Source organism: Virgibacillus ainsalahensis, assembly GCF_055380755.1.
The window spans coordinates 1,521,286-1,545,089 of the sequence record NZ_AP043943.1; the positions used below are offsets into that span (position 1 = coordinate 1,521,286).

30 protein-coding genes are annotated in these 23,804 nt (G+C 36.8%); all 30 read left to right on the forward strand.

Annotated features, from left to right (window positions below):
- Positions 1-3 precede the first annotated feature (3 nt).
- The 30 genes from ACZ427_RS07225 to ACZ427_RS07370 all read left to right on the forward strand — a co-directional run bounded on the left by ACZ427_RS07225 (position 4) and on the right by ACZ427_RS07370 (position 23,729).
- Positions 4-585, forward strand: coding sequence for a MotE family protein (locus ACZ427_RS07225; RefSeq protein WP_461179648.1), 582 nt, complete (start codon positions 4-6; stop codon positions 583-585).
- Positions 586-614: 29 nt separating this feature from the next.
- Positions 615-1,934 (forward strand): flagellar hook-length control protein FliK, encoded by a 1,320-nt coding sequence (locus tag ACZ427_RS07230; RefSeq protein WP_461179647.1) that lies wholly within the window; start codon positions 615-617, stop codon positions 1,932-1,934.
- 9 nt (positions 1,935-1,943) lie between these two features.
- The gene (flgD, locus tag ACZ427_RS07235; RefSeq protein ID WP_461179646.1) at positions 1,944-2,411 is read left to right on the forward strand and encodes a flagellar hook assembly protein FlgD; all 468 of its coding nucleotides are present in this window, start codon (positions 1,944-1,946) and stop codon (positions 2,409-2,411) included.
- 18 nt (positions 2,412-2,429) lie between these two features.
- Positions 2,430-2,807, forward strand: coding sequence for a TIGR02530 family flagellar biosynthesis protein (locus tag ACZ427_RS07240; protein WP_461179645.1), 378 nt, complete (start codon positions 2,430-2,432; stop codon positions 2,805-2,807).
- Between the two features lie 90 nt (positions 2,808-2,897).
- Positions 2,898-3,689, forward strand: coding sequence for a flagellar basal body rod protein FlgG (flgG, locus tag ACZ427_RS07245; RefSeq protein WP_461179644.1), 792 nt, complete (start codon positions 2,898-2,900; stop codon positions 3,687-3,689).
- 45 nt (positions 3,690-3,734) lie between these two features.
- Positions 3,735-3,953, forward strand: a complete 219-nt coding sequence (locus ACZ427_RS07250) for a flagellar FlbD family protein (RefSeq protein WP_461179643.1) — start codon at positions 3,735-3,737, stop codon at positions 3,951-3,953.
- The gene (fliL, locus tag ACZ427_RS07255) at positions 3,940-4,365 is read left to right on the forward strand and encodes a flagellar basal body-associated protein FliL (RefSeq protein ID WP_464883548.1); all 426 of its coding nucleotides are present in this window, start codon (positions 3,940-3,942) and stop codon (positions 4,363-4,365) included. The genes ACZ427_RS07250 and fliL overlap by 14 nt, the downstream gene beginning before the upstream one ends.
- 38 nt (positions 4,366-4,403) lie before the next feature.
- Positions 4,404-5,402: a flagellar motor switch protein FliM gene (gene fliM / locus ACZ427_RS07260; RefSeq protein ID WP_461179642.1), complete on the forward strand. Its 999-nt coding sequence runs from the start codon at positions 4,404-4,406 to the stop codon at positions 5,400-5,402.
- Complete coding sequence (gene fliY, locus ACZ427_RS07265) at positions 5,392-6,540, forward strand: flagellar motor switch phosphatase FliY (RefSeq protein ID WP_461179641.1); 1,149 nt, start codon at positions 5,392-5,394, stop codon at positions 6,538-6,540. The genes fliM and fliY overlap by 11 nt, the downstream gene beginning before the upstream one ends.
- 24 nt (positions 6,541-6,564) lie before the next feature.
- A complete protein-coding gene (locus tag ACZ427_RS07270; protein ID WP_461179640.1) occupies positions 6,565-6,927 on the forward strand; it encodes a response regulator in 363 nt (120 codons plus the stop codon).
- Between the two features lie 51 nt (positions 6,928-6,978).
- Positions 6,979-7,614 carry a flagellar biosynthetic protein FliO gene (locus ACZ427_RS07275; protein WP_461179639.1) on the forward strand — a complete coding sequence of 212 codons (636 nt, stop codon included), beginning with the start codon at positions 6,979-6,981 and terminating at the stop codon, positions 7,612-7,614.
- Positions 7,607-8,272, forward strand: coding sequence for a flagellar type III secretion system pore protein FliP (gene fliP, locus ACZ427_RS07280; RefSeq protein ID WP_461179638.1), 666 nt, complete (start codon positions 7,607-7,609; stop codon positions 8,270-8,272). Before ACZ427_RS07275 ends, fliP begins: the two co-directional genes overlap by 8 nt.
- Positions 8,273-8,303: 31 nt before the next feature.
- On the forward strand, positions 8,304-8,573 hold the full coding sequence (gene fliQ, locus ACZ427_RS07285; RefSeq protein WP_461179637.1) for a flagellar biosynthesis protein FliQ: 270 nt from the start codon (positions 8,304-8,306) through the stop codon (positions 8,571-8,573).
- Between the two features lie 3 nt (positions 8,574-8,576).
- A complete protein-coding gene (gene fliR, locus ACZ427_RS07290) occupies positions 8,577-9,356 on the forward strand; it encodes a flagellar biosynthetic protein FliR (protein WP_461179636.1) in 780 nt (259 codons plus the stop codon).
- A gap of 1 nt (position 9,357) precedes the next feature.
- Positions 9,358-10,437, forward strand: coding sequence for a flagellar biosynthesis protein FlhB (flhB, locus tag ACZ427_RS07295; protein WP_461179635.1), 1,080 nt, complete (start codon positions 9,358-9,360; stop codon positions 10,435-10,437).
- Positions 10,438-10,454: 17 nt separating this feature from the next.
- Positions 10,455-12,488, forward strand: a complete 2,034-nt coding sequence (flhA, locus tag ACZ427_RS07300) for a flagellar biosynthesis protein FlhA (protein WP_461179634.1) — start codon at positions 10,455-10,457, stop codon at positions 12,486-12,488.
- The gene (flhF, locus tag ACZ427_RS07305; protein ID WP_461179633.1) at positions 12,485-13,606 is read left to right on the forward strand and encodes a flagellar biosynthesis protein FlhF; all 1,122 of its coding nucleotides are present in this window, start codon (positions 12,485-12,487) and stop codon (positions 13,604-13,606) included. Before flhA ends, flhF begins: the two co-directional genes overlap by 4 nt.
- Positions 13,596-14,498: a MinD/ParA family protein gene (locus ACZ427_RS07310; protein ID WP_461179632.1), complete on the forward strand. Its 903-nt coding sequence runs from the start codon at positions 13,596-13,598 to the stop codon at positions 14,496-14,498. Before flhF ends, ACZ427_RS07310 begins: the two co-directional genes overlap by 11 nt.
- Positions 14,470-15,516: a protein-glutamate methylesterase/protein-glutamine glutaminase gene (locus ACZ427_RS07315; RefSeq protein ID WP_461179631.1), complete on the forward strand. Its 1,047-nt coding sequence runs from the start codon at positions 14,470-14,472 to the stop codon at positions 15,514-15,516. The genes ACZ427_RS07310 and ACZ427_RS07315 overlap by 29 nt, the downstream gene beginning before the upstream one ends.
- Before the next feature lie 49 nt (positions 15,517-15,565).
- Positions 15,566-16,021, forward strand: a complete 456-nt coding sequence (locus ACZ427_RS07320; protein WP_461179820.1) for a chemotaxis protein CheW — start codon at positions 15,566-15,568, stop codon at positions 16,019-16,021.
- 4 nt (positions 16,022-16,025) lie between these two features.
- Positions 16,026-16,661 carry a chemotaxis protein CheC gene (locus ACZ427_RS07325; RefSeq protein ID WP_461179630.1) on the forward strand — a complete coding sequence of 212 codons (636 nt, stop codon included), beginning with the start codon at positions 16,026-16,028 and terminating at the stop codon, positions 16,659-16,661.
- The gene (locus ACZ427_RS07330) at positions 16,654-17,151 is read left to right on the forward strand and encodes a chemotaxis protein CheD (RefSeq protein ID WP_461179629.1); all 498 of its coding nucleotides are present in this window, start codon (positions 16,654-16,656) and stop codon (positions 17,149-17,151) included. Before ACZ427_RS07325 ends, ACZ427_RS07330 begins: the two co-directional genes overlap by 8 nt.
- Positions 17,152-17,186: 35 nt before the next feature.
- The gene (locus ACZ427_RS07335) at positions 17,187-17,966 is read left to right on the forward strand and encodes a FliA/WhiG family RNA polymerase sigma factor (protein WP_461179628.1); all 780 of its coding nucleotides are present in this window, start codon (positions 17,187-17,189) and stop codon (positions 17,964-17,966) included.
- Positions 17,967-18,123: 157 nt separating this feature from the next.
- Positions 18,124-18,462 (forward strand): DUF6115 domain-containing protein, encoded by a 339-nt coding sequence (locus tag ACZ427_RS07340; RefSeq protein WP_464883549.1) that lies wholly within the window; start codon positions 18,124-18,126, stop codon positions 18,460-18,462.
- A gap of 197 nt (positions 18,463-18,659) precedes the next feature.
- Positions 18,660-19,424 carry a 30S ribosomal protein S2 gene (gene rpsB, locus ACZ427_RS07345; RefSeq protein ID WP_461179626.1) on the forward strand — a complete coding sequence of 255 codons (765 nt, stop codon included), beginning with the start codon at positions 18,660-18,662 and terminating at the stop codon, positions 19,422-19,424.
- Between the two features lie 95 nt (positions 19,425-19,519).
- Positions 19,520-20,404 carry a translation elongation factor Ts gene (gene tsf, locus ACZ427_RS07350; RefSeq protein ID WP_461179625.1) on the forward strand — a complete coding sequence of 295 codons (885 nt, stop codon included), beginning with the start codon at positions 19,520-19,522 and terminating at the stop codon, positions 20,402-20,404.
- Between the two features lie 253 nt (positions 20,405-20,657).
- On the forward strand, positions 20,658-21,380 hold the full coding sequence (gene pyrH / locus ACZ427_RS07355; RefSeq protein ID WP_461179624.1) for a UMP kinase: 723 nt from the start codon (positions 20,658-20,660) through the stop codon (positions 21,378-21,380).
- Between the two features lie 2 nt (positions 21,381-21,382).
- Entirely contained in the window at positions 21,383-21,940 is a 558-nt protein-coding gene (gene frr / locus ACZ427_RS07360; protein ID WP_461179623.1) for a ribosome recycling factor, read from the forward strand.
- A gap of 214 nt (positions 21,941-22,154) precedes the next feature.
- Complete coding sequence (locus ACZ427_RS07365; RefSeq protein ID WP_461179622.1) at positions 22,155-22,916, forward strand: isoprenyl transferase; 762 nt, start codon at positions 22,155-22,157, stop codon at positions 22,914-22,916.
- 15 nt (positions 22,917-22,931) lie between these two features.
- Complete coding sequence (locus tag ACZ427_RS07370) at positions 22,932-23,729, forward strand: phosphatidate cytidylyltransferase (protein ID WP_461179621.1); 798 nt, start codon at positions 22,932-22,934, stop codon at positions 23,727-23,729.
- The last annotated feature ends 75 nt before the right edge of the window (positions 23,730-23,804 follow it).

The window sequence follows — 23,804 nt, forward strand, 5'->3', positions numbered from 1 at the left end:
GGTATGGCAAAACAAAAATCAGATGATAAAAAAACGAATCCAGTTCTATGGTTTCTCTTTGCTGTCCTAATCCCAATCATCGTCACAATAATGGTGGCATTTATTGTCGCCGCTGTTGCGGGTGTTAATGTTATTGACTGGGCAAAGGAAAAAGGGAATAATATCCCGGTTCTATCTTCATTCGTCACAACAGCGGAAGAAGAAAACCTGCAGCAGGAAGAGGAAGAAGAAGCAGTAATTGCAGATAAAGACACCGAAATACATCAATTAGAACAAAATGTAAGTGACCTCGAATCTACTATAGAACAATTGGAAGGAGAAATTCTCAGGTTGGAAAACAATAGCAATAATGCTGAAGGTGCGCAGGAGGAACAGAAAGAACCAGGTACGCTTCAGGAAATTTCAGGGTCTTTCAAGGATATGGATAATGAACAGGCCGCATTAATTATAGGGAACCTGGAAACAGAAATCTCGGTTTCCATTTTATATGAGCTTTCCAATGGTGTACGTGGTGAAATACTGGAAGCGATGGATCCTGAGATGGCTGCAGAGTTAACGCAACAATTCATTAATAGCGAAGAATAATAGCTATAGGCCTGAGAGGAGGTGAAGAGATGAAAGCGATTGGTATGCTGTTTCCACAAGTACAAGTACCAACAACATCTTCTAAAAACCAAACAACAAAAGGTGGTGATTCATCAGTATTTCAAACCTTATTAAACAATGAGACAATGCCGGGTACCTCATTAATACCACTGTTACCGGAAAATGATAAAGCATTAGCAGAAGAGAAAGTATCAAGCGAGTTCTCAGATGACAACAAGAACGACGAAGATATTTTAAGGAACCCAACAGCAAACAATGATGATATGTCAGTTAACGTAGAAGAAACAACTGCAGAAATGCAATTACAGTTGTTGAACATGGTTATTGATGCCAAACGACATGTTGCATCTGGTCAATCTGCAAATGGGGAAATTAATAATCAATTTAACTTAAACCAATTTATCCAGTTCGTTGGATCCAATGGAAAAATGCGCGCTGGTAATACGGACCAAACTCAAGCCTATAAGCTGATGTCAAAGATGGTTACAAGAATCGAAACATTGGTTTCACAACTGAATAATCAGCAGAATATCCAAAAGGATGCCCCTGAAATACTGGAGCTGTTACAAAAGTGGACAACGTTAGAGAAGAAGAGTAATAATAATCAGATGAATTACCTATCTTCTTTGAAACAAGAACGAACATACGCAGAGACATTTTTGTTGGACCTGTTGCAGTCTTTTCAAAAAAGAGAGGGGTTAGCTGATCGCCAACAATATAGTAGTGATGCAAGGGTAACCAGTACAGATGTGGCAAAATGGATAAGTAATACGTTGGAAAGTCATAATCATACAGCCATGGACAAAGCTGCAGGATCTCAAGTCCCTTCCGGATCTGTAATTCCCATGTCCAAGGTTGAACAATATGTGATTCATGTTAATCAGAGCCAGGGATCCCGGGAAATTGACAAACAGCTACTCGACCAATTTCAAAATATAATAAAGTCAAGCAAATTTATGGCTTTACCAAATGGAGCAAATCAATTATCCATTACATTGAGACCGGAAAATTTAGGTGACATGAGGGTACAAATTATACAGATTCAAGGAGAAATGACCGTTAAAATACTTGTTTCAACTCAAGCTGCAAAAGAAATGCTTGAATCCAATATCCATCAACTGCGTACGATGTTTTCACCACAGCAAGTAGTTGTAGAAAAACAGGAACAGAATACGCAGCAAGGTCAGGATATTCAGAAAGAATCAAATGAGGAGCAATCCACAGACCATGAGCAAGGGCAATCTCAGCAGTCACAACAGGATGAAAAACAGAACCAGGATGATGATTTTGAAACCCAGTTTTATGAATTGTTAAACGAGAAAGTGTAGGTGTGTAAATTGACAACAATTGATCCAAATTTATATTTGCATAATCAGACAACAGAGCGGACGCCGAGTCTGGAACTGGGGAAGGATGCCTTTCTTAAGATTCTAATGACACAAATACAAAATCAGGATCCGACAAACCCAATGGATGACCGGGAATTCATTTCCCAAATGGCAAGTTTCTCCTCGTTGGAACAGGTGATGAACATGAGCAATTCCATTGATAGACTGGTACAAAGCCAGATGGTTTCGCCAGTCATTCAATATAGTCATATGATTGGCAAGGAAGTTTCATACGAATCCTTTGATGAGGAAACAGGAGAAAAACTGGATGTTTTATCAAGTGAAGTCATTGCTGTCAGTCAACAGGAAGGATGGGCAATACTCGAACTTGAGAATGGTGAAAAGGTATATGCAGAAGCTATTTTAGAAATCAGTGAACCTGATTCTAAAGGTAATGATAAAGGAGAGGTTTCATAAAAAAGGAAGTGAATAAAAATGGATCATCGTATCCATCAAGTACCACATCAACAAGCATTACAGTTTCCTAATGTACAAAAAACAAAAAGCAAGCCACAAGCTTCTACAGATTTTAAAGATATTCTAATTGAACAGCAGAAACTGAAAGTCAGTAAGCATGCAGCAGAACGTTTGGATAAAAGAAATATACAAATAGATGATAGTCAATGGCAAATGATTAGTGAAAAAATACAGGAAGCAAAACAAAAAGGCATCACAGATTCATTAGTGGTTTTGGACCATGCTGCATTACTTGTCAGTGCAAAAAATAATACCATTGTGACGGCGATGGACCGAGAAGAGGCAACAAGCAGGATTTTCACGAATATTAATGGTACCATTTTGATCGACGAATAGGCTGGACCATAACGGAGGCCTTTAACAGCTGTTGACTGATTGATACAGCTTTAATGCTACATACAAAAAACGATAAAGGGGAGAAAAGATATGCTACGTTCCATGTATGCAGGAATTTCAGGTATGAAAGGATTTCAAACAAAATTAGATGTAGTCGGGAATAATATTTCCAATGTGAATACATCAGGATTTAAAAAAGGACGGGTTACTTTTCAGGACATGATGAGTCAAACAACATCAGGTGCACAAGGGCCAACAGGTACACGTGGTGGAGTGAACCCGGCACAGGTAGGACTTGGCTCGCAGGTAGGTACGATAGATAATATTCATACACAGGGCTTCCTTCAAACAACCAACAACCCGCTGGATTTGGCGATTGAGGGTGATGGAATGTTCGAATTGGAAGGTGATGGTACTACTTATTACACACGTTCGGGGAATTTTTATTTGGATGATGCCGGAAATATTGTGAATTCAGATGGCTATTATTTAGTAGGGACTGGCGAATCCCCTATTACTATTCCGGATGATGTCCAAAGTTTCAGTGTTCAACCGGATGGTACCGTTAATATTATTAACGCTGACGGATCCCCGAATACTGCTGGACAAATAGCACTGACCGTTTTTTCTAACCCTGCTGGACTTGAAAAAGCCGGCAGCAATTTGTTTCTCGATTCACAGAATGCTGGTATGGGTGATTCAGTTGCTCCTGGAGAGGATGGTACGGGTTCATTAGTAAGCGGATCTTTGGAAATGTCTAATGTAGACCTGGCCGAAGAATTCACAGAAATGATTACAGCACAACGCGGTTTTCAGGCGAACACCAGAATTATTACAACATCAGATGAAATCTTGCAGGAACTTGTGAATCTAAAACGATGATAGGAGGTAGGGAATGCTCTTATTAAGGGCATTCCCGCCAATAGTATGATTCAGCTGACACGTCTAAATGGAGAGGTATTTACATTAAATGCCATCATGATTGAACAAATTCAATCATTACCCGATACAACAATTACGTTAACCAACGGCAAAAAAATTGTTGTGAAAAATCCGGAATCAGAACTAATAACACGTATAACATCATTCTATCAAACAATCGGGATACAAATTGCTATGAAAGAACCAGGTGATGAAAGTGAGTAAAATGATGAAAGCAATGACTACTTCTATTGCAATTCTATTAATAGGTGGCGCAATTGCTGCAGTAGTTGTTTTAAACACGACAGAAGAGTCCAATGAGGGACAGGCGGAGTCAATTGATGACATGATCAAGTATTCCTATGAGTCTCCTGAAATAACAACTGACTTGGAAGATGGCAGTTTTGTAAGGGTTCAATTTCAAATTTTAACCGATAGTGATAAGGCAAAAGAGGAAATAGGCAAACGTGAATTTCAATTAAAAAATATTTTGATTAAAGAACTGGCAACAACGACAGAAGAGGATTTCAAATCAGGACTTTCCGAATTGGAGGATACCATCCGAACTAGACTTAATGAATTAATGGTCGAAGGGAAAATAACGGATGTTTATACAATACATAAAATTTTGCAGTAAGATTACTTGGACAACTCCACGATGGGGGGTGAGGGATTTTGGTAGATGAAGTTCTTTCACAAAATGAAATTGATGCTCTTTTATCTGCTATAACATCCGGTGAAATGGATGCAGAAGAATTGAAAAAAGAAGAACAGGAAAAAAAAGTTCGTGTTTATGATTTCAAACGGGCATTACGGTTTTCAAAAGATCAAATTCGAGGCATTACCAGAATTCATGAAAATTACGCACGTTTGTTGACAACTTTTTTCTCCGCACAATTGAGAACGTACGCCAATATTTCCGTTTCATCGGTAGATCAGATTCCATATGAAGAGTTTATCAGGTCAATTCCTAAGGAGACTGTATTAAATTTATACAACGTCTCACCACTTGACGGTAGGCTGATTATGGAGGTGAACCCAAATATTGCCTATGCCATGCTTGATCGTATTCTCGGAGGGAAAGGAAGTAGCATCAATAAAATTGATAACCTGACAGAAATAGAGAAACTGCTAATATCCCAGTTATTCGATAAAGCCGTAGTAAATCTTCAAGAGGCGTGGTCATCCATCATAGCCATTGAACCAGTCTTGGAAGATTTTGAGGTGAATCCGCAATTTCTGCAGTTGGTATCGCCTAATGAGACGGTAGTTGTTGTTTCGATGAATACAGAAATTGGAGAAACCAGTGGAATGATTAATATTTGCATTCCTCATATTCTTTTGGAACCTATCATCTCTAAACTTTCTGTTCATTACTGGATGCAGACAACGACAAAGAAAAGAGATACAGAAGCATTTGAAAAGATCTCAAACAATATTCAACATGCTCAAATTGATGCGAAGGCAATATTAGGGGAGACAGAAATGAATATACAACAATTTTTAAATTTGAACAGGGATGATGTAATTGCCTTAAATCAACAAATTGATCAGCCACTAACATTGACTGTCAATGATAAACCGAAATTTTATGTACAACCCGGTAAATTTAAAAATAAACTTTCTGTTCAGATACTGGAAGAAATGGAAGGGGTGGATGAAAATGATGAATGATGGAAAGCTTTCCCAGGATGAAATAGACGCTCTCTTAAAAGTAACTGCAGATGAAGAAATGGATGGTAATCAAATAGATAAACAAATAGAGCAATTATCCGAAAGTGAACAAGATGCCCTCGGTGAGATTGGCAATATCTCATTCGGCAGTTCTGCAACTACATTGTCGACATTGTTGAATCAAAGAGTAGAGATAACAACTCCTAGAGTTGCGGTTATCCAAAAAGAAGATTTAGAGAAGGAATTTACATATGAACCAGTAAGTATTGAAGTTAATTATACAGATGGATTCTCGGGTAAAAACATATTTGTAATAAAAACCCAAGATGCAGCAGTTATCTCTGACATCATGCTTGGTGGAGATGGTACGTCACCTGATAAAGAATTGATGGACATTCATTTAAGTGCCGTGCAGGAAGCGATGAACCAGATGATGGGTGCAGCGGCAACCAGCATGTCCACTGTTTTTAATAAAAAAGTGGATATCTCTCCACCAATTATTAAAAATGAGAGTAGTACAAGAAGTGTTCTGGATGAAGGAGCCTATGTAAAGATATTTTTTAATTTAAGAGTTGGCAGTTTAATAGATTCCAATATGATACAAATGATACCTTTTACATTTGCAAAACAAATGGCAGATCATTTATTAATTGACTCAAAAAGTGATGAATTAACTGCAAATGAAACAGCAGCTTCGATAGATGAACCAATTGAAACAACCAGAACCAGAATTGAAAAGCAACAGGAGAATGAACAGGAAAAAGATGAGCAAACAACTGAAGCACAACATCTGGGGGATATGTTTGACAAAAATGAAGCAACCATCCAACAGGCGACTTTTTCTGAATTTGAACAATTAGAATTAAATAAGGCGAAACAGCGTAATTTGGATATGCTTCTGGATATACCATTAAAGGTTTCCGTAGAACTTGGAAGAACGAAGCAAACAATTAAAGAAATTTTGGACTTGTCCTCTGGTTCGATTATTGAATTAGATAAACTGGCGGGAGAGCCAGTGGACATTCTGGTAAATGAAAAATTAATTGCCAGAGGCGAAGTGGTAGTAATTGATGAGAACTTTGGAGTAAGGGTGTCCGACATAGTAAGTCAAAGCGATCGCTTAATGAAATTGAAATAAAGATGATTACGAGGAGGAAGTTGTATGGCTGAACGTATATTAATTGTAGATGACGCGGCATTTATGCGGATGATGATAAAAGATATTTTAACTAAAAATGGTTATATAGTAGCAGGGGAAGCTCAGGATGGTGCTGAAGCAGTTGAGAAATATAAAGAACTCACACCGGATTTGGTAACAATGGATATAACAATGCCTGAAGTTGATGGAATTACTGCTTTGAAACAAATTAGAGAGCTTAACGCTGAAGCAAAGATAATTATGTGCTCAGCGATGGGACAGCAGGCAATGGTGATTGAAGCCATTCAAGCTGGAGCAAAGGATTTTATTGTTAAACCATTTCAATCAGATCGGGTAATTGAGGCCATACAAAAAGCGTTAAGTTAGAAACGAGTGAGTGTTTTGAGAAAAAAATTATGTATTAGCTTCTGTCTTGTCATGCTTTTTTTTGCAATCGGAGCGTTAAATACGATCCATGCAAGTCCAAATAATGTGTTGGAATGCATAGAGAATAATTTAGATTGTGAGGAAGAGCTGGAAGGACCACAAAATGAGCAAGAATCCAATCTTACAGAAGATTCAACAGTTTCGGCTGGCAACGGTTCAATGCTTTTCGAATTGGTGAAAATGTTCTTTGCTCTTGTTTTAGTCCTCGCACTTATTTATCTACTACTTAAGTTTTTAAGTAAACGTAATAAGATGGGGAATAAGGTGAAGGCCTTGGAGAATATGGGTGGCATATCACTAGGGCAGAATAAATCTGTCCAGATTATGCGAATTGGTTCAAGGTTATACCTGCTAGGTGTAGGAGAAAATGTGGAACTGCTTGAAGAAATAACCGATGAAGAAGTAATTAAAGACATATTACATCATGAAGAAAATGAAACAAATGATTTTTCAGCAAATACAATGTTAACTTCACTTCTACCATCAAAAACGGAGAAAGAAAAAAATTCTACAAACCAAACCGATAATCGCTTTAACAGCTTGTTTTCAAATGAACTGGAAAAACTCAAACAAACCAGAAAGAATCTAATAAACCAGCAAGCGAAAAAGGAAGATAGACATGAATGAATTCATTGATATGTTCTCCAGTTCAGATCCTGTTGCTGTTTCGACATCAATAAAATTATTATTGCTATTAACTGTTTTATCACTGGCACCAGGTATTTTAATCTTAATGACAAGTTTTACAAGAATTATTATTGTGCTCTCCTTTGTCAGGACATCACTTGCCACACAGCAAATGCCGCCAAATCAGGTACTGATAGGCCTTGCACTATTTTTAACATTTTTTATTATGGCACCAACGTTTGGACAGGTTTATGATGAAGCATTGCAGCCGCTCTTTGATGAGGAAATTACATTGGATGAAGCCTACGAAACTGCGAGTAGTCCAATCAAGGAATTTATGGCCGGGCATACAAGACAAAAGGATCTTATTTTATTTATGGATTATGCGCAGCTGGAAAGACCGGATAGTGTTCAGGATATACCACTGACAACCCTTGTTCCCGCATTTGCCATCAGTGAATTAAAAACGGCATTTCAGATGGGATTTATGATTTTTGTGCCATTCTTGATTATTGATATGGCTGTAGCAAGTGTTTTGATGTCGATGGGGATGATGATGTTGCCTCCAGTAATGATATCATTACCATTTAAAATTTTATTATTTGTTTTAGTTGACGGATGGTATTTGATAACACATTCCTTATTGGAGGGCTTCTAGTGCTGATGAGTAGGAAAGGAAGGTTTCTCTGATGACGAGTGAGTTTGTTTTAACCTTGGCAGAACGGGGTATCTATACGGTTTTGCTTGTTACTGGTCCCTTACTTATATTAGCACTGGCTGTTGGACTTTTAGTAAGTATTTTTCAGGCAACAACCCAAATACAGGAACAGACCCTTGCATTTATTCCAAAAATCGTAGCTGTTTTGGTAGGTTTAATTTTCTTCGGGCCGTGGATGTTGACAACTATGGTTGAGTTTACCGTAGATATATTTCAAAATTTGAATCAGTTTGTAGGGTAGATTATGTTTGAATTGATTGATATAAATAGTCTTCCTGTTTTTTTACTTATTCTTGTAAGGGTGGCAGCATTTTTTGTAACATTGCCACTATTTTCCTATAGGAATGTACCGGCTCCATTTAAAATTGGATTTAGTTTTTTTCTGGCATTCATTATATTTTATACCGTAGATGCAACTGTATTTACCATCGATGAAATGTATATATTTCTCATTGTAAAAGAAGTACTTGTCGGTTTATTAATCGGCTTGATTGCTTTTATTATTATTTCTGCTGTACAAGTTGCAGGAGGTTTTATCGACTTTCAAATGGGCTTTGCAATCGCAAATGTGATGGATCCACAAACCGGAGCCCAAAGCCCTTTAACAGGGCAGTATTTTTATATTTTTGCACTATTATTTTTATTATCGGTTAATGGGCATCATTTATTAATCGACGGGATTGTTAACAGCTATAATTATATACCAATTTCTAGGTTCATACCGTTTGAAAGTGAATCGATTGCTGATTTTATCATTGATGCATTCGGTAATATGTTTTTAATTGCATTTCAAATTTCCATACCAATTGTCGGTTGCTTATTTCTGGTGGATGTCGCACTTGGCATAATAGCGAGGACAGTGCCACAATTGAATGTATTTGTTGTTGGACTACCATTAAAAATTTTGGTGAGTTTTGCTGCTATATTGGTCTTCTTGAGTCTTTATATTGTATTGGCAAAAAATTTATTTGAAACAATGTTTGAGACAATGCGTGGACTCATGCAATTATTCGGAGGTGCTTAACTTGCATTTAAAACTGGATTTGCAATTTTTTGCAGGTGAGAAAACAGAAAAAGCAACGCCGAAAAAAAGACAGGATGAGCGAAAAAAAGGAAAGGTTGCTAAAAGTCAGGATGTAAACACAGCAATACTACTTTTATTTTCCTTTATTATTTTATTCGTTTTTGGAGGCTTCATGCTAACGAATATGATGACATTGTATGAGCATACATTCACTGAATTTATACATTGGGAGTTGACGGAAAACACCGTACATCAAATTTTTTCCGGTGCTGCTGTGGAAATGGCAAAAATGCTTGCACCAGCTATGCTGGTAGCTGTTATAGCAGGGTTAGTATCAAACTTAATGCAGATCGGATTCTTATTCACTAGCAAACCATTGCAATTTGATTTGAAGAAAATTGACCCGATTCAAGGGGCGAAGCGAATATTTTCGATGCGTGCATTAGTGGAACTATTAAAATCACTATTAAAAATCATTTGTATCGGTGCCATCACATTTACGGTTATCTGGATCTATAAAGATGAAATGATGATGACCGCTTTTACAAATGCCGAAAATGCTCTTGCTTTTTTTTCAAGAGTCACGATAACTATGGGGATTGCAGCAACAATTGCATTGCTTCTTCTTTCCATTATTGATTATACATACCAACGCTATGATTTTGAAAAAAATATGAAAATGTCAAAACAGGATATTAAAGATGAGTACAAGAATGTCGAAGGTGATCCGCTTATCAAATCCAAGATTAAAGAAAAACAGCGGAATATGGCCGCTCAGCGTATGATGAGTGAAGTGCCCAATGCAGATGTTGTAATTACCAATCCTACCCATTATGCAATAGCTATCAAGTATGACGAAGAAAAGGCTGCAGCACCATATATTTTAGCTAAAGGAACCGATCAAATCGCTCTAAAAATAAAAGAAATAGCTAAAAAAAATAATGTTGTTACCGTAGAAAACAGACCACTGGCCCGTTCATTATACAGTGCCCTTGAAATTGGTGATATAATCCCGGAACAGTTTTATCAGGCGGTTGCTGAAATATTGGCATATGTTTACCGAATAGAGAACAAAGTTTAAGCATGAGGGAGATTCCTATGAAAGCAAGTGATTTATCCGTATTAATCGGTGTTATTGTAATAATTATTATGTTGGTAATTCCATTACCGGGATGGATGCTAAGTATTTTCATTTTAATCAATATTACGTTATCACTTATCGTTATTTTAGTAGCAATGAATACACAGGAAGCCTTACAGTTTTCAGTTTTTCCTACGCTTATATTGTTATTGACGTTATTTCGGCTAGGATTGAACGTATCAACGACACGTTCAATCTTATCTGATGCCAATGCTGGCGGGGTTGTAGATACATTCGGGTCCTTTGTGATCGGTAATAATCCCCTTGTTGGATTTGTAGTATTTGTCATACTTGTCATTATCAATTTCCTGGTAATCACAAAAGGTTCAGAACGTGTATCTGAAGTTGCTGCTCGTTTCTCTTTGGATGCGATGCCTGGAAAACAAATGAGTGTTGATGCTGATTTGAATGCCGGTTTAATTTCTGAAAAACAGGCAAAAGAAAGACGACATAAAATCGAAAGTGAAGCAGATTTCCATGGTTCAATGGACGGTGCAAGCAAGTTTGTTAAGGGTGATGCGATTGCAGGTATTATCATCGTTTTAATTAATATCATCTTTGGACTTATTATAGGCATTATTCAACTTGGGATGCCTTTTGAGGAGGCAATTAATACATTTATGCGGTTAACGGTAGGGGATGGATTAGTCAGTCAAATCCCTGCATTATTAGTATCTACTGCAACCGGTATTGTTGTCACAAGGGCTACTAGTGAGGGCAACTTAAGTAATGAAGTGACAAAGCAGCTTACCCAATACCCAAAATTGCTTTTTATAGCTGCTGGTACGATTTTCCTGCTTGGATTAACGCCGATTAACTTTTTACTTACCACTGCCATTGCGGCCGTATTAACTCTCAGCGGTTATCTATTATTACAACATTACAAAAACCCTGAATCTCCGGAAGAAGATGAAGAGATTCAAGCAGAAAGTCAGGAAATGAAGGCACCTGAAAATGTTGTTACCCTGTTAAATATGGATCCTATCGAATTTGAATTCGGCTATGCTCTAATTCCATTGGCTGATACAAATCAGGGTGGAGATTTATTAGATCGTATTATAATGATACGCAGGCAACTGGCCATCGAATTGGGACTTGTTATTCCAGTTGTTCGAATACGGGATAATATACAGTTAAATCCGAATGAATATCGATTAAAAATAAAAGGCAATGAAGTTGCAAAAGGTGAGCTGCTACTTGACCACTATCTTGCTATGGCACCTGATATGGATGATGATCATATTGATGGAATCGATACAAAGGAACCTGCTTTTGGACTACCTGCAAAATGGATAATTGAGGAAGTGAAAGATGAGGCTGAATTGTCTGGTTATACGGTGGTAGATCCACCATCCGTCGTATCCACACATATTACCGAGGTAATCAAACAACAGGCACATACATTACTGGGAAGACAAGAAACAAAGCAGTTGATCGATCATTTGAAAGAAAACTATCCGATATTGGTTGAAGAAGTTTCACCAGAACCATTGGCGGTTGGTGATATTCAAAAAGTACTGGCAAAACTATTAAGAGAAAATATTTCTATAAGAAATTTACCGGTGATTTTTGAGACGTTGGCTGACTTTGCGAAAATGACAAATGATACCGACTTATTGGCTGAATATGCCAGACAGTCGCTATCATCTCAAATCACAAAACAGTATGTACAGGAAGACTTGTCCTTAAGGGTAATAACTGTATCAGGAAAAGTAGAGAAAATGATTGCAGAAAATATCCAGCAGACAGAACATGGCAATTTTTTATCGTTAGATCCAGAGTCACAACAGGTAATTATTAAAACAGTACATGAGGAAGTCGAAAAAATAACGTTACAGGAAGAAACTCCAGTAATACTATGCTCACCAGCAATACGAATGTATCTAAAACAGTTGCTGGATCGTTTCTTACCACAAGTAGTCGTATTATCCTATAATGAATTAGAACCAACTGTACAGGTTCAAAGTGTTGGGGTGGTGAATGTAGCATGAAGGTGAAAAAATATGTGGCGCCAACAATGCCGGAAGTGATGAACCAAGTCCGAAAAGATCTTGGTTCAGAAGCAGTAATATTAAATTCTAAGGAAATTCGGCGTGGCGGTATATTTGGTTTTTTTAAAAAGAAAAATATTGAAGTAATTGCTGGATTGGATCCACAGCCTGCGACACAACCCAAAAGATATGTGGACGTTAGGGAAAAGCTTCCGACTATAGATAAAGACATATCTAAAACTACCAATAATGAAATTATCAATGAGATAAAACACTTGAAAAAAATTTTTGAGCAGCAATCTTCAGAGCATAAAAACAGATATCAGTCTGACTATATGCTTGTTTATCAGCATTTGCTGGATCAGGAGGTAAATAAGGAACTGGCAATACAAATTTCGGATAAGGTGATAGAAGATCGTAATTATCCAGAGAAAAAACTGAACCTGGATGAAATAATGAATGTTACGGCAATGGAGATAAAGGAAAGGCTAAGTAATCTGTCATTCAATGGTATAATGTATGATAAAAAAATTGTGCAATTTGTTGGTCCGACAGGGGTTGGAAAAACGACAACGCTGGCAAAAGTAGCTGCAAAAAGTATATTAACAGATAAAAAGAAGGTTGCCTTTATTACCGCTGACACTTATCGAATTGCTGCCATCGAACAATTAAAAACATATGCACAAATACTGAATGTTCCAATTGAAGTTGCCTACACCATAGATGATTATAAAGCCGCGATCGAAAAGTTTGAATCCTACGATTTAATACTCGTTGATACTGCCGGCCGGAATTTCCGCAATGAAACATATATAAAGGAATTGCAAAAAACCATTGACTTAAGTTTGGATATGGCTAGTTATCTAGTATTATCCTTAACATCAAAACCTAAAGATTTAATGGAAATCTTTGATCAGTTTTATCATATCCCCATTAAGGAAGTAATTTTCACTAAAATTGATGAGACTAGACAGTATGGCAGCTTGCTAAACATTGCGCTGGAGAAAGAAATCGGTATTGCATATTTAACAAACGGGCAGGATGTCCCGGATGATCTAATCCCTGGAACCCCTGGGATAGTCGCCGATTATATTGCAGGTGATTATTATGGTACTTGACCAAGCTTCGAGCCTCAGAAGACAATTACAAGTGTTCGGCCAGCAGAAACAGGCAAAAACGCTATCTGTCATTAGTGGAAAAGGTGGAGTTGGTAAGTCGAACATAGCTTTAAATTTTTCATTAGAACTCATAAACAAGCAAAAAAAAGTTTTATTATTTGATTTGGATGTCGGTATGGGAAATATCGATATAATGATGGGATTACATGCAGCAAAGTCAATAACTGATATGTTTTCTGAACACTTATCAATCCATGATATTATCGAAAGAGGTCCGAATAATTTAGCATATATTGCAGGTGGTTCCGGGCTAAGTGATGTTTTTATAATGAACCAGGAAAAAAGAAACTATTTTTTACAACAATATCAAGAACTCGTACAAATGTATGATTACATTATATTTGATATGGGGGCAGGTGCTACAAAAGACAGTATCTTTTTCATACTTGCATCAGATGAATGTATTGTGGTGACAACACCAGAGCCAACATCTATTACAGATGCTTATAGTATCATAAAACATGTTGTAAACAGTAAAGCGAATATGCCAATATATGTAATCATAAATCGTTCATTTTCCCAAAAAGTTGGGTTAGAGTCATTGGAAAGATTCGGACAGGTTGTTCTCCAATTTTTACATATTAATATTCACAAAATGGGTATTCTTCCTGAGGATAAGGCTGTGTCCGAAGCAGTTTTAAATCAAATTCCATACATTCTATACAATGAAAAATCAGCTGTCTCAAAAGCAATGAAAGAAGTAACCGACAATTATGTTAGAAATTCGGGAGAAATAAATAAAATTGCTGCTCCCTCATTTATTCAAAAAATAAAACTACTTATAATGAAAGAGGTAAGAAAAGATGCATTCAATCAAAGTAGTAGTGATTGATGATTCACCATTTATGCGGAAAGTAATTTCAAATATTTTGGAAAGTGATAATCGAATACAGGTTATTGCCACCGCAAGAAATGGAGAAGAAGGAATAAATAAAATCAGATCTCTGAAGCCGGATGTAGTTACATTAGATGTTTACATGCCTGTAATGGATGGGATGGAGACATTACAACATGTCATGAAAACAAATCCGGTGCCCGTGATTATGCTTTCGAGTATTACGAAAGCAGGCACCAAAGATACAATTCAAGCCATATCAAATGGTGCAGTTGATTTCATAACAAAACCTTCTAGGGCAATTTCGCTGGATATCCATACAATTGGGCAGGAAATAATAAATAAAGTTATAATTGCCTCAAACGTTAATATGCAACGGTATAAAACAGGAATCACATCACAATATCTACATAAAACCGATTATACAGAACAGTTATTCGAAAAAACTATCATTGCTATTGGTACATCCACTGGCGGACCTAGAGCGCTTGAAAAAGTGTTGAAAGGGTTACCAGAAGGCTTTACTCCGCCAATTTTAATTGTACAGCATATGCCTCAGGGGTTTACAAAGTCGCTTGCAGAAAGACTTGATTCGTTATCATTTTACCATGTTAAAGAGGCAGAAGATGGAGAAATAATAAAAGCTAAATCAGCTTACATTGCACCGGGCAATTTTCATATGAAAATTAGAAAGACTGGTACGCAAGTTACAATTGAATTATCAAAGGATAAGCCAGTTTCCGGACACAGACCGGCGGTAAATGTTTTACTCGACTCTCTTTCAAATTTGAAAAACATTAATAAGATTGCAGTTATTTTAACTGGAATGGGCAGTGATGGTTCAACTGGAATAAGACACTTGAAAAATCATGATAGAAACACAATTGTTATTGCTGAATCAGAAGAAACAGCCGTTGTGTATGGCATGCCAAAAGCCGCTGTGAAGACTGGTTGTGTTAATTATATTGTGCCTTTGCAGAAAGTGGGGAACACTTTATCCAATCTGGTGAAATAGAATTTCAAGTGAAAAATTGTAAGGAGGAAACAGGGTGGAAAATAAACGAATGAAGAACAGAAAAGTCATTGTATTTCAGTTGGCAGATGAAGAATATGCTGTTTCTGTGCAACAGGTAGGTTCGATTGAAAGAATGCAACCAATTACAAGGGTGCCCCAAACCCCAGATTTTGTAATAGGAGTCATTAATTTACGCGGTGTTGTAACGCCAGTCATAGATCTTAGGATACGTCTTGGTATGGAGACAAATGCGTATAATGAATCTACCCGTATTATTATCGTATATCTTGATGATATGGAATTGGGATTGATAGTAGACGCAGCAAATGATGTTATTGATATATCAGAAGATGCAATAGAGTCTGCACCTGAAGTAATAAGTGCGGTTGACGATAACCATATAGAAGGTGTTGTTAATCTGGAAAATCGGTTGTTTATATTACTCAATTTACAGAAGGTACTAACAATTGAGGAAATGGATGATCTTACATCAGTGAAAGGATAATTGTATGGACTACATGAAACTTACCAGTATACAAAAGGATGCATTAAGAGAAATCGGTAATATTGGCGCCGGTAATGCAGCAACTTCCATGTCTGAATTAATAAATGAAAAAGTCGACATGCAGATTCCTGACGTCAATGTTGTTAGTTACGACGAAATGATGGAGTTAATGGGTGGACCTGATGAAATTATTGTTGGCGTATTTTTTCGCATTCAAGGTGAAGCTCCAGGTAACGTCTATTTTATTTTAAGTACGGAAGAGGCGGAACTGCTTGTAAGCAAAATGGCAAAAGATACAGATGTGAGCTTGCTGGATATTGAATGCTTGGATACATTCAAATCTTCTGCATTGCAGGAATTAGCTAATATTTTGACTGGATCTTATTTATCAGCGCTTTCTGATTTTACAAATATTAATATGCAACAGTCCGTACCTTATTTGAGTGTGGATATGGCAGGGGCAATATTAACCGTGGGATTGCTTCAAGGATCGCATGTCTCAGATTATGCAATTATTATAGATACAAAAATAAAACATGATGGCTTAGAGAATGGTATACATGGTAATTTCTTGCTGTTGCCGGACCCCGAGTCATTTCCGAAAATATTTAATGCATTAGGAATTGACCACTATGTATGATGCACGGACAGTTGTAAAAGTCGGAATTGCTGATTTAAACACAGTTTCTGCACCTGATACAATACGCACTTCCGGACTGGGTTCATGTGTAGGTGTTGTTATGTACGACGAAGCAAAAAAAATAGCGGGATTAGCTCATATCCTGTTGCCTGATTCAAGTTTGGCCAGGCGATCGATCCTAAATAAATATAAATATGCAGATACTGCGCTGCCATTATTAATTGAAAAATTAGTTGTAGCAGGTGCCAGAAAGTACGCTTTAAAAGCAAAGATGGCAGGCGGGGCTCAAATGTTTCAGTTTACATCCAAATCGGATATCATGCGAATTGGGGCAAGGAATATAGAAGCAGTCCAAGAAAAATTACAGGAATATCATATCCCTGTAGTTTCATCTGATTTAGGCGGTAAGGTTGGAAGAACAATCGAATTTGATCCGACTGTATGTGAATTGAAAATACGAAAAGTTAATAAAGAGGAAATGGTTATTTAATAAGCAAGATGAAAAGGTGAGGAGGATAAAATAGGATGAAGACAAGTAAATCTCCTCAGGAACAGCAACAATGGAGTAATTGGATCAAACATAGAGATAATGAAGCAGCAAATGAATTGATACAAAATTATATGTATTTAGTATCGTTTCACGTGGAGAGAATCTCAAACCATCTGCCAAACAATGTAAATAAAGATGATATAAAAAGCTTTGGCCTAATCGGGTTATATGATGCATTAAAGAAATTCGAAACGGACAGGGATTTGAAATTTGATACATATGCATCGTTTCGAATCAGAGGTGCAATAATTGATGGGTTAAGAAAAGAAGACTGGCTTCCCAGAACTTTAAGAGAGAAAACGAAAAAGATTGACCAAATAACTTATGAGCTAGAACAAACCTACCAACGTATGCCAACTTCAGAAGAGATCGCCGAAAAGTCCGGTATGTCAGCGAAAGAGATAGAATCAATCGTAAAAGATTCTTTATTTTCACATGTGTTGTCAATAGATGAAAAACCAAAGTCCGGTAACAGTGAACGGCAAGAGGGAATAGGTTATACAATCCCTGATGAAGGAACTGTTCTGCCTGAGTCAAATATGCTTGCAAATGAAGTGAAGAAAGAGCTGATGGAAGGAATAAAATCATTAAATGAAAACGAGCAAATGGTGATAAGCTTATTTTATTATGATGAATTAACGTTCACAGAGATAGGAACCGTTCTTGGATTAACAACATCAAGAATTTCTCAGATACATAAAAAGTCTATTTTTAAACTAAAAAATGCTCTCCTGAAAATTCAGGGATTGTATTAAATTAGAGGTATGATAGTAGTGACATAAACAAAAACCAATCAAACGAAGTGTCTTTAAAGCCGTTTTTAAAGGGGAATAATATTGTAAAATGATACCTTTTATATTAATAATTAGTTTTTTATTGCACATCACAACATTGTTTGCAGTTTATCAGCTTTTGAAACAGATAAATGTTCTAAAAAAGAAAAAAATAAGTGAGAGTGCGGAACTCTTTGAAAAGTATCTTCAAGAAATAAAAGATGAAAACAGCCGGTTGCAAGAGCATTTAGTAGAACACAAGACGGAAACGACAGATACATCCGAATCTATGCCAAGCTCCGTTGATGATGCCTTAATTGCCCATTCTCCATCAATTGATAATGCAGATAAAGTTGAAGCATCATTACAGGCGAGGATTCTTCAACTCCATAATAAAGGGTTATCCGAAACAGAGATAGCCCAAAAATTAAATTGCGGAAAAACAGAGGCCGCATTAATCATTAAAATTCATGCATAAAATATTTTTTACTTGATTCAATTCAACCAATGTGATATATTAATTTCTGGTGTAAATACTATATCCATAAATCATGTGGAAGAGTTAATACAACACACACGCTTCGTAATTTGTATATAGGTTGCCATTCACAATGACTGGTCTTTATGCAAAAATGATCTGAAGCGGAGGAAAAAAACCTTTAGGAGGAAATTATTATGGCAGCAATATCCATGAAACAATTACTCGAAGCTGGTGTACATTTTGGACATCAGACCCGCCGTTGGAACCCGAAGATGAAAAAATACATCTTCACAGAGCGTAACGGAATTTATATCATTGACTTGCAAAAAACTGTGAAAAAAGTCGATGAAGCGTACAATTACGTGAAAGAAATTGCATCAAACGGTGGTACAATTCTTTTCGTAGGTACAAAAAAACAAGCACAGGAATCAGTACGTGACGAGGCAACTCGTTCAGGAATGTTCTATATTAACCAACGTTGGTTAGGTGGTACACTTACAAACTTCCAAACCATCCGCAAACGTATCAATCGTCTTAAATCCATTGAAAAAATGGAAGAAGATGGTACATTTGACGTATTACCGAAAAAAGAAGTTGTTGATTTATTAAAAGAAAAAGATCGTTTGGTTAAGTTCCTTGGTGGAATTAAAGAAATGAATAAACTTCCAGATGCTCTGTTTGTTATCGACCCACGTAAAGAACGTATTGCGATTGCTGAAGCGCATAAATTAAATATTCCAATCATTGGAATTGTTGATACAAATTGTGATCCCGATGAAATAGATTATGTAATTCCAGCGAATGATGATGCAATCCGCGCGGTGAAACTTTTGACATCTAAAATGGCAGATGCGATTTTAGAAGTGAAACAAGGTGAGGAAACAGAAGAAGTAGAAACAACAGATGAATCTGAAGTGGAAACGGAAGCTGTTACTGAATCTAAATCAACTGAAGCATAAATTTGACAAAAAGGTGAAGGTGATAAGAGGATAGAAACCTTTTATCACCTTTTTTACACGTAAGGGAAGTATTAGAATTTAAAGGAGGATATATAATGGCTATAACTGCAAAGATGGTTAAGGAGCTGCGTGAAAAAACTGGCGCAGGTATGATGGATTGTAAAAAAGCACTACAGGAAACCGATGGTGATATTGAAAAAGCGATCGATTTTTTGCGTGAAAAAGGGATTTCCAAAGCTGCTAAAAAAGCGGATCGCATTGCAGCAGAGGGAGCTGCGTATGTTGAAGTAGATAATAATTCAGCTGTTCTCTTGGAAGTGAACTGTGAAACAGATTTTGTTACAAAAAATGATCAGTTCAAGCAATTATTAAGTGAATTAGGTAAACATATCTTAAAACAACAACCATCAACTGTTGAAGAAGCGCTACAACAAGAACTTCACGGTAATGGTGATACTGTAGAAGCATATATTAATTCAGCCATTTCAACAATCGGAGAAAAAATCTCCCTGCGACGCTTTACATTAGTCAATAAAACAGACGACGATGTATTTGGAACATACCTTCATATGGGTGGTAATATCGGTGCATTGACTTTGATCGAAGGAACGAAAGATGAGCAGACTGCAAAAGATGTAGCAATGCATGTTGCAGCAGTAAATCCACGTTATGTATCGCGCGATGCTGTGTCAAAAGAAGAAGTTGAACATGAGCGTGAATTGTTGAAAACACAAGCACTTAATGAAGGAAAACCAGAAAAGATTGTTGAAAAAATGGTAGAAGGTCGATTAGGCAAATTCTTCGAAGAAATTGTTCTATTGGAACAGAGCTTTGTTAAAGATCCAGACCAGAAAGTTAAAAAATATGTGGCTGACAAAGGTGCTTCCGTTAAATCATTCGTTCGTTATGAAGTAGGAGAAGGAATGGAAAAACGCGAAGAAAACTTTGCTGATGAAGTAATGAATCAAATCAAGAAATAAATAGAATGCTGTGTAGGGGACACTTGTTGTTCCCTATTTCTCAATAATCCAGAGAAGGATTAATCCCGCATGTAACTGATGGGCCAAACAAAGACATGACATCTTGTCACTTGCTGACATTAACCACGTTCTGTGGGTTACAACTAACGGTCGGCGGGGATGAAAGAACCTTTCTGCTGATTGAAGCTTCACTTTATAATGCATTCATTAAACAAATAGACCAATACTAAATTGAATTTCTATGGAGGTTATTATGACAACAGCTCGTTACCGTAGAATTGTACTCAAGTTAAGTGGAGAAGCCTTAAGTGGGGAACAAGGATATGGCATTGAACCAAAAATAATTCAATCCGTTTCAAACCAAGTAAAAGAAATTGCAGAGCTTGGAGTTGAAATTGCTATCGTTGTAGGCGGTGGAAATATATGGCGAGGAAAAGTTGGAAGTGAAATGGGAATGGATCGCGCAAATGCTGATTACATGGGAATGCTTGCAACAATTATGAATTCTCTTGCTCTTCAGGACGGCTTGGAAACGATAGGTATTCCTACACGTGTTCAAACATCTATAGAAATGCGACAGGTAGCTGAACCCTACATAAGGAGAAAAGCAATTCGTCACCTGGAAAAAAAGCGTGTTGTCATTTTTGCTGCAGGAACAGGAAATCCATTTTTCTCTACGGATACAACAGCAGCATTGCGCGCAGCTGAAATTGAAGCAGACGTAATTCTAATGGCTAAGAATAATGTTGATGGTGTGTATTCCGATGATCCAAAAATTAATAAAAATGCTAAAAAATATGATACGCTTTCCTATATGGAAATGTTAAATGAAGGTTTGGGAGTAATGGATTCAACTGCCTCTTCATTATGCATGGATAACGACATTCCATTAGTTGTATTTTCAATTACCGAAGAAGGAAATATTAAAAAAGTCGTACAAGGTGAATACATTGGAACGAAAATAAGGGGGAAATAAACATGTCAGAAGCTATAATGAAACAAACGAAAGAAAAAATGAAACAGGCAGTACAGGCTTTCTCAAAAAATCTGGCAACTGTAAGAGCTGGAAGGGCTAACCCTAGCCTGTTGGATAGTGTATATGTGAATTATTATGGTGCAAGTACTCCTTTAAACCAGTTAGCATCAATCTCAGCTCCGGAAGCAAGGCTGCTTCTGATTACACCATATGATAAATCTGCGCTTTCAGATGTGGAAAAGGCTATTCAAAAAGCTGATCTCGGAATTTCTCCATCCAACGATGGAAATGTAATTCGCATAAGTATTCCTGCTTTAACAGAGGAAAGACGGAAAGATTTAGTTAAGGTTGTTGGCAAATATGCCGAAGAATCCCGCGTCCAAGTGAGAAATGTCCGACGTGAAGCGAATGATCAATTAAAAAAACTAGAAAAAAATGGAGATCTTACAGAAGACGAATTGCGTGATGGTCAAGATAATGTCCAAAAAGAAACAAATAATCATATCGCAGAAATCGACCAGCTTGGAAAAAATAAAGAAAAAGAAATTATGGAAGTTTAATACAATACAATGTAGAATAAGATGTAGTAGCCCTCTTGTTTGTAAGGGGGCTTTTGTATTCTTATTCCAAAATAGGTATAATATATTAAGCTTTTAGTGGTATAATGATGATTCATCCAAGAAGAAGATTATTGTACTATAATCTTTTTTCCTTCATATAGATTAAAGTTGAAAGGATTGTAATGGATAATCAACAGCATTCGGAGGACGAAACATGTCAATGAAACTTCCTTTTTTTAAAAATAAACAAACTGAACTTAATGACGAATTTGACCTTGGGAATATTCCTGATCATGTTGCAATAATAATGGATGGAAATGGAAGGTGGGCGAAAAAACGCGGTCTGCCACGGATAGCTGGCCATAGGGAAGGCATTAAAGCGGTTAATCGGGTTGTAAGGGAAGCTGGTAAATGTGATGTTAAAGTTCTCACGCTTTATGCATTTTCTACGGAGAATTGGAAAAGACCAGCATCAGAAATTGACTTTTTGATGAAACTCCCAAAGGAATTTCTACACGTTTATCTGCCTGAATTAATGGAGAACAATGTAAGAATTGATACAATAGGAGATTTTGAGGCCTTACCTGAGCATACGAAAGAAGCCATTGAGTATGCAAAGGAGAAAACAAAGGGTAATAATGGATTATTACTCAACTTTGCATTAAACTATGGTAGTAGATTTGAAATAACCCAGGCAATAAAAAAAATTATGACAGATATAAACAGGTCTGAAATATCTCTTGAAGCATTGGATGAAAAGATTTTTTCAGAATACTTATATACCCAGGGTATTAATGATCCTGATTTACTTATTCGAACAAGTGGTGAACAGCGTCTGAGCAACTTCTTACTATGGCAACTGGCATATACGGAATTGTGGTTTACAGAAGTCTTTTGGCCGGATGTCAATGAAGAAGTTTTCAGGGAAGCGATTCAGGATTACCAACAGAGAAAAAGGCGTTATGGAGGTATTTAAGGTGATGAAAGATAAATGAAGCAACGGACGATAACAGCGTTATTGGCCATACTTATATTTTTGCCATTTATCATATTTGGCGGCTGGCCATTTATCCTTTTTGTGTATGCTTTAGCTACAATTGGTTTGATTGAGCTTATGAAAATGCATAAAATATACAAATATTCCGTTCCATCTATTTTAGCAATCGGTTTATTGTGGTTTGTGCTATTTCCGTATCAGGATAATTATGATTTACATTTATTTGCGTGGTTTACGCAGACCGAAGTTATCATGCTTTTTGTTTTACTATTATTGACATATACAGTATTGGTGAAAAATAAATTCACATTTGATAATGTTGGTTTTATTCTGCTAGCTGTTTTATATGTAGGTATGGGTTTCTATTATCTCATAGAAACCCAAAGAGCCGGACTTAACTACATATTTTATGCATTGTTCATCATATGGGCGACGGACACGGGGGCTTATTTATTTGGACGTGCTTTTGGAAAGAGGAAGCTATGGCCAGAAATCAGTCCTAAGAAAACAATTGAAGGAGCCCTCGGTGGTATTCTTATGGCATGCATAGTTGCAGTTATATTCCAGCTTATCTATCCATTTTCTTTTTCCATGACTGTTTTGATTGGGGCAACTATTTTAGCATCTGTATTTGGTCAAATAGGCGATTTGGTTGAATCGGCGTTTAAGCGACATTATGGTGTCAAAGATTCTGGTAATATCCTGCCGGGACATGGGGGTATTCTGGATCGTTTTGACAGCTTGCTATTCGTTTTGCCATTACTGCATTTTATAGGCTTTATACAAATGTAATAATATTTGCTGTAAAATATAAATATATTTATAAAGTCGGATAAAAGAGATAGCATTAATATAGTGTAAGTCAAA

Bases quoted from the DNA above. Each gene is read 5' to 3' on its own strand.
- ACZ427_RS07365 (WP_461179622.1), top strand. From the start codon at position 22,155: ATGTCAATGAAACTTCCTTTTTTTAAAAATAAACAAACTGAACTTAAT.
- tsf (WP_461179625.1), top strand. From the start codon at position 19,520: ATGGCTATAACTGCAAAGATGGTTAAGGAGCTGCGTGAAAAAACTGGC.
- ACZ427_RS07225 (WP_461179648.1), top strand. From the start codon at position 4: ATGGCAAAACAAAAATCAGATGATAAAAAAACGAATCCAGTTCTATGG.
- pyrH (WP_461179624.1), top strand. From the start codon at position 20,658: ATGACAACAGCTCGTTACCGTAGAATTGTACTCAAGTTAAGTGGAGAA.
- fliR (WP_461179636.1), top strand. From the start codon at position 8,577: ATGTTTGAATTGATTGATATAAATAGTCTTCCTGTTTTTTTACTTATT.
- ACZ427_RS07250 (WP_461179643.1), top strand. From the start codon at position 3,735: ATGATTCAGCTGACACGTCTAAATGGAGAGGTATTTACATTAAATGCC.
- ACZ427_RS07315 (WP_461179631.1), top strand. From the start codon at position 14,470: ATGCATTCAATCAAAGTAGTAGTGATTGATGATTCACCATTTATGCGG.
- ACZ427_RS07325 (WP_461179630.1), top strand. From the start codon at position 16,026: ATGGACTACATGAAACTTACCAGTATACAAAAGGATGCATTAAGAGAA.
- fliL (WP_464883548.1), top strand. From the start codon at position 3,940: ATGAAAGTGAGTAAAATGATGAAAGCAATGACTACTTCTATTGCAATT.
- rpsB (WP_461179626.1), top strand. From the start codon at position 18,660: ATGGCAGCAATATCCATGAAACAATTACTCGAAGCTGGTGTACATTTT.
- fliP (WP_461179638.1), top strand. From the start codon at position 7,607: ATGAATGAATTCATTGATATGTTCTCCAGTTCAGATCCTGTTGCTGTT.
- fliY (WP_461179641.1), top strand. From the start codon at position 5,392: ATGATGAATGATGGAAAGCTTTCCCAGGATGAAATAGACGCTCTCTTA.
- ACZ427_RS07275 (WP_461179639.1), top strand. From the start codon at position 6,979: ATGCTTTTTTTTGCAATCGGAGCGTTAAATACGATCCATGCAAGTCCA.
- ACZ427_RS07270 (WP_461179640.1), top strand. From the start codon at position 6,565: ATGGCTGAACGTATATTAATTGTAGATGACGCGGCATTTATGCGGATG.
- ACZ427_RS07335 (WP_461179628.1), top strand. From the start codon at position 17,187: ATGAAGACAAGTAAATCTCCTCAGGAACAGCAACAATGGAGTAATTGG.
- ACZ427_RS07330 (WP_461179629.1), top strand. From the start codon at position 16,654: ATGTATGATGCACGGACAGTTGTAAAAGTCGGAATTGCTGATTTAAAC.
- flgG (WP_461179644.1), top strand. From the start codon at position 2,898: ATGCTACGTTCCATGTATGCAGGAATTTCAGGTATGAAAGGATTTCAA.
- ACZ427_RS07370 (WP_461179621.1), top strand. From the start codon at position 22,932: ATGAAGCAACGGACGATAACAGCGTTATTGGCCATACTTATATTTTTG.
- ACZ427_RS07230 (WP_461179647.1), top strand. From the start codon at position 615: ATGAAAGCGATTGGTATGCTGTTTCCACAAGTACAAGTACCAACAACA.
- ACZ427_RS07320 (WP_461179820.1), top strand. From the start codon at position 15,566: ATGAAGAACAGAAAAGTCATTGTATTTCAGTTGGCAGATGAAGAATAT.
- flhA (WP_461179634.1), top strand. From the start codon at position 10,455: ATGAAAGCAAGTGATTTATCCGTATTAATCGGTGTTATTGTAATAATT.
- frr (WP_461179623.1), top strand. From the start codon at position 21,383: ATGTCAGAAGCTATAATGAAACAAACGAAAGAAAAAATGAAACAGGCA.
- flhF (WP_461179633.1), top strand. From the start codon at position 12,485: ATGAAGGTGAAAAAATATGTGGCGCCAACAATGCCGGAAGTGATGAAC.
- fliQ (WP_461179637.1), top strand. From the start codon at position 8,304: ATGACGAGTGAGTTTGTTTTAACCTTGGCAGAACGGGGTATCTATACG.
- ACZ427_RS07240 (WP_461179645.1), top strand. From the start codon at position 2,430: ATGGATCATCGTATCCATCAAGTACCACATCAACAAGCATTACAGTTT.
- ACZ427_RS07310 (WP_461179632.1), top strand. From the start codon at position 13,596: ATGGTACTTGACCAAGCTTCGAGCCTCAGAAGACAATTACAAGTGTTC.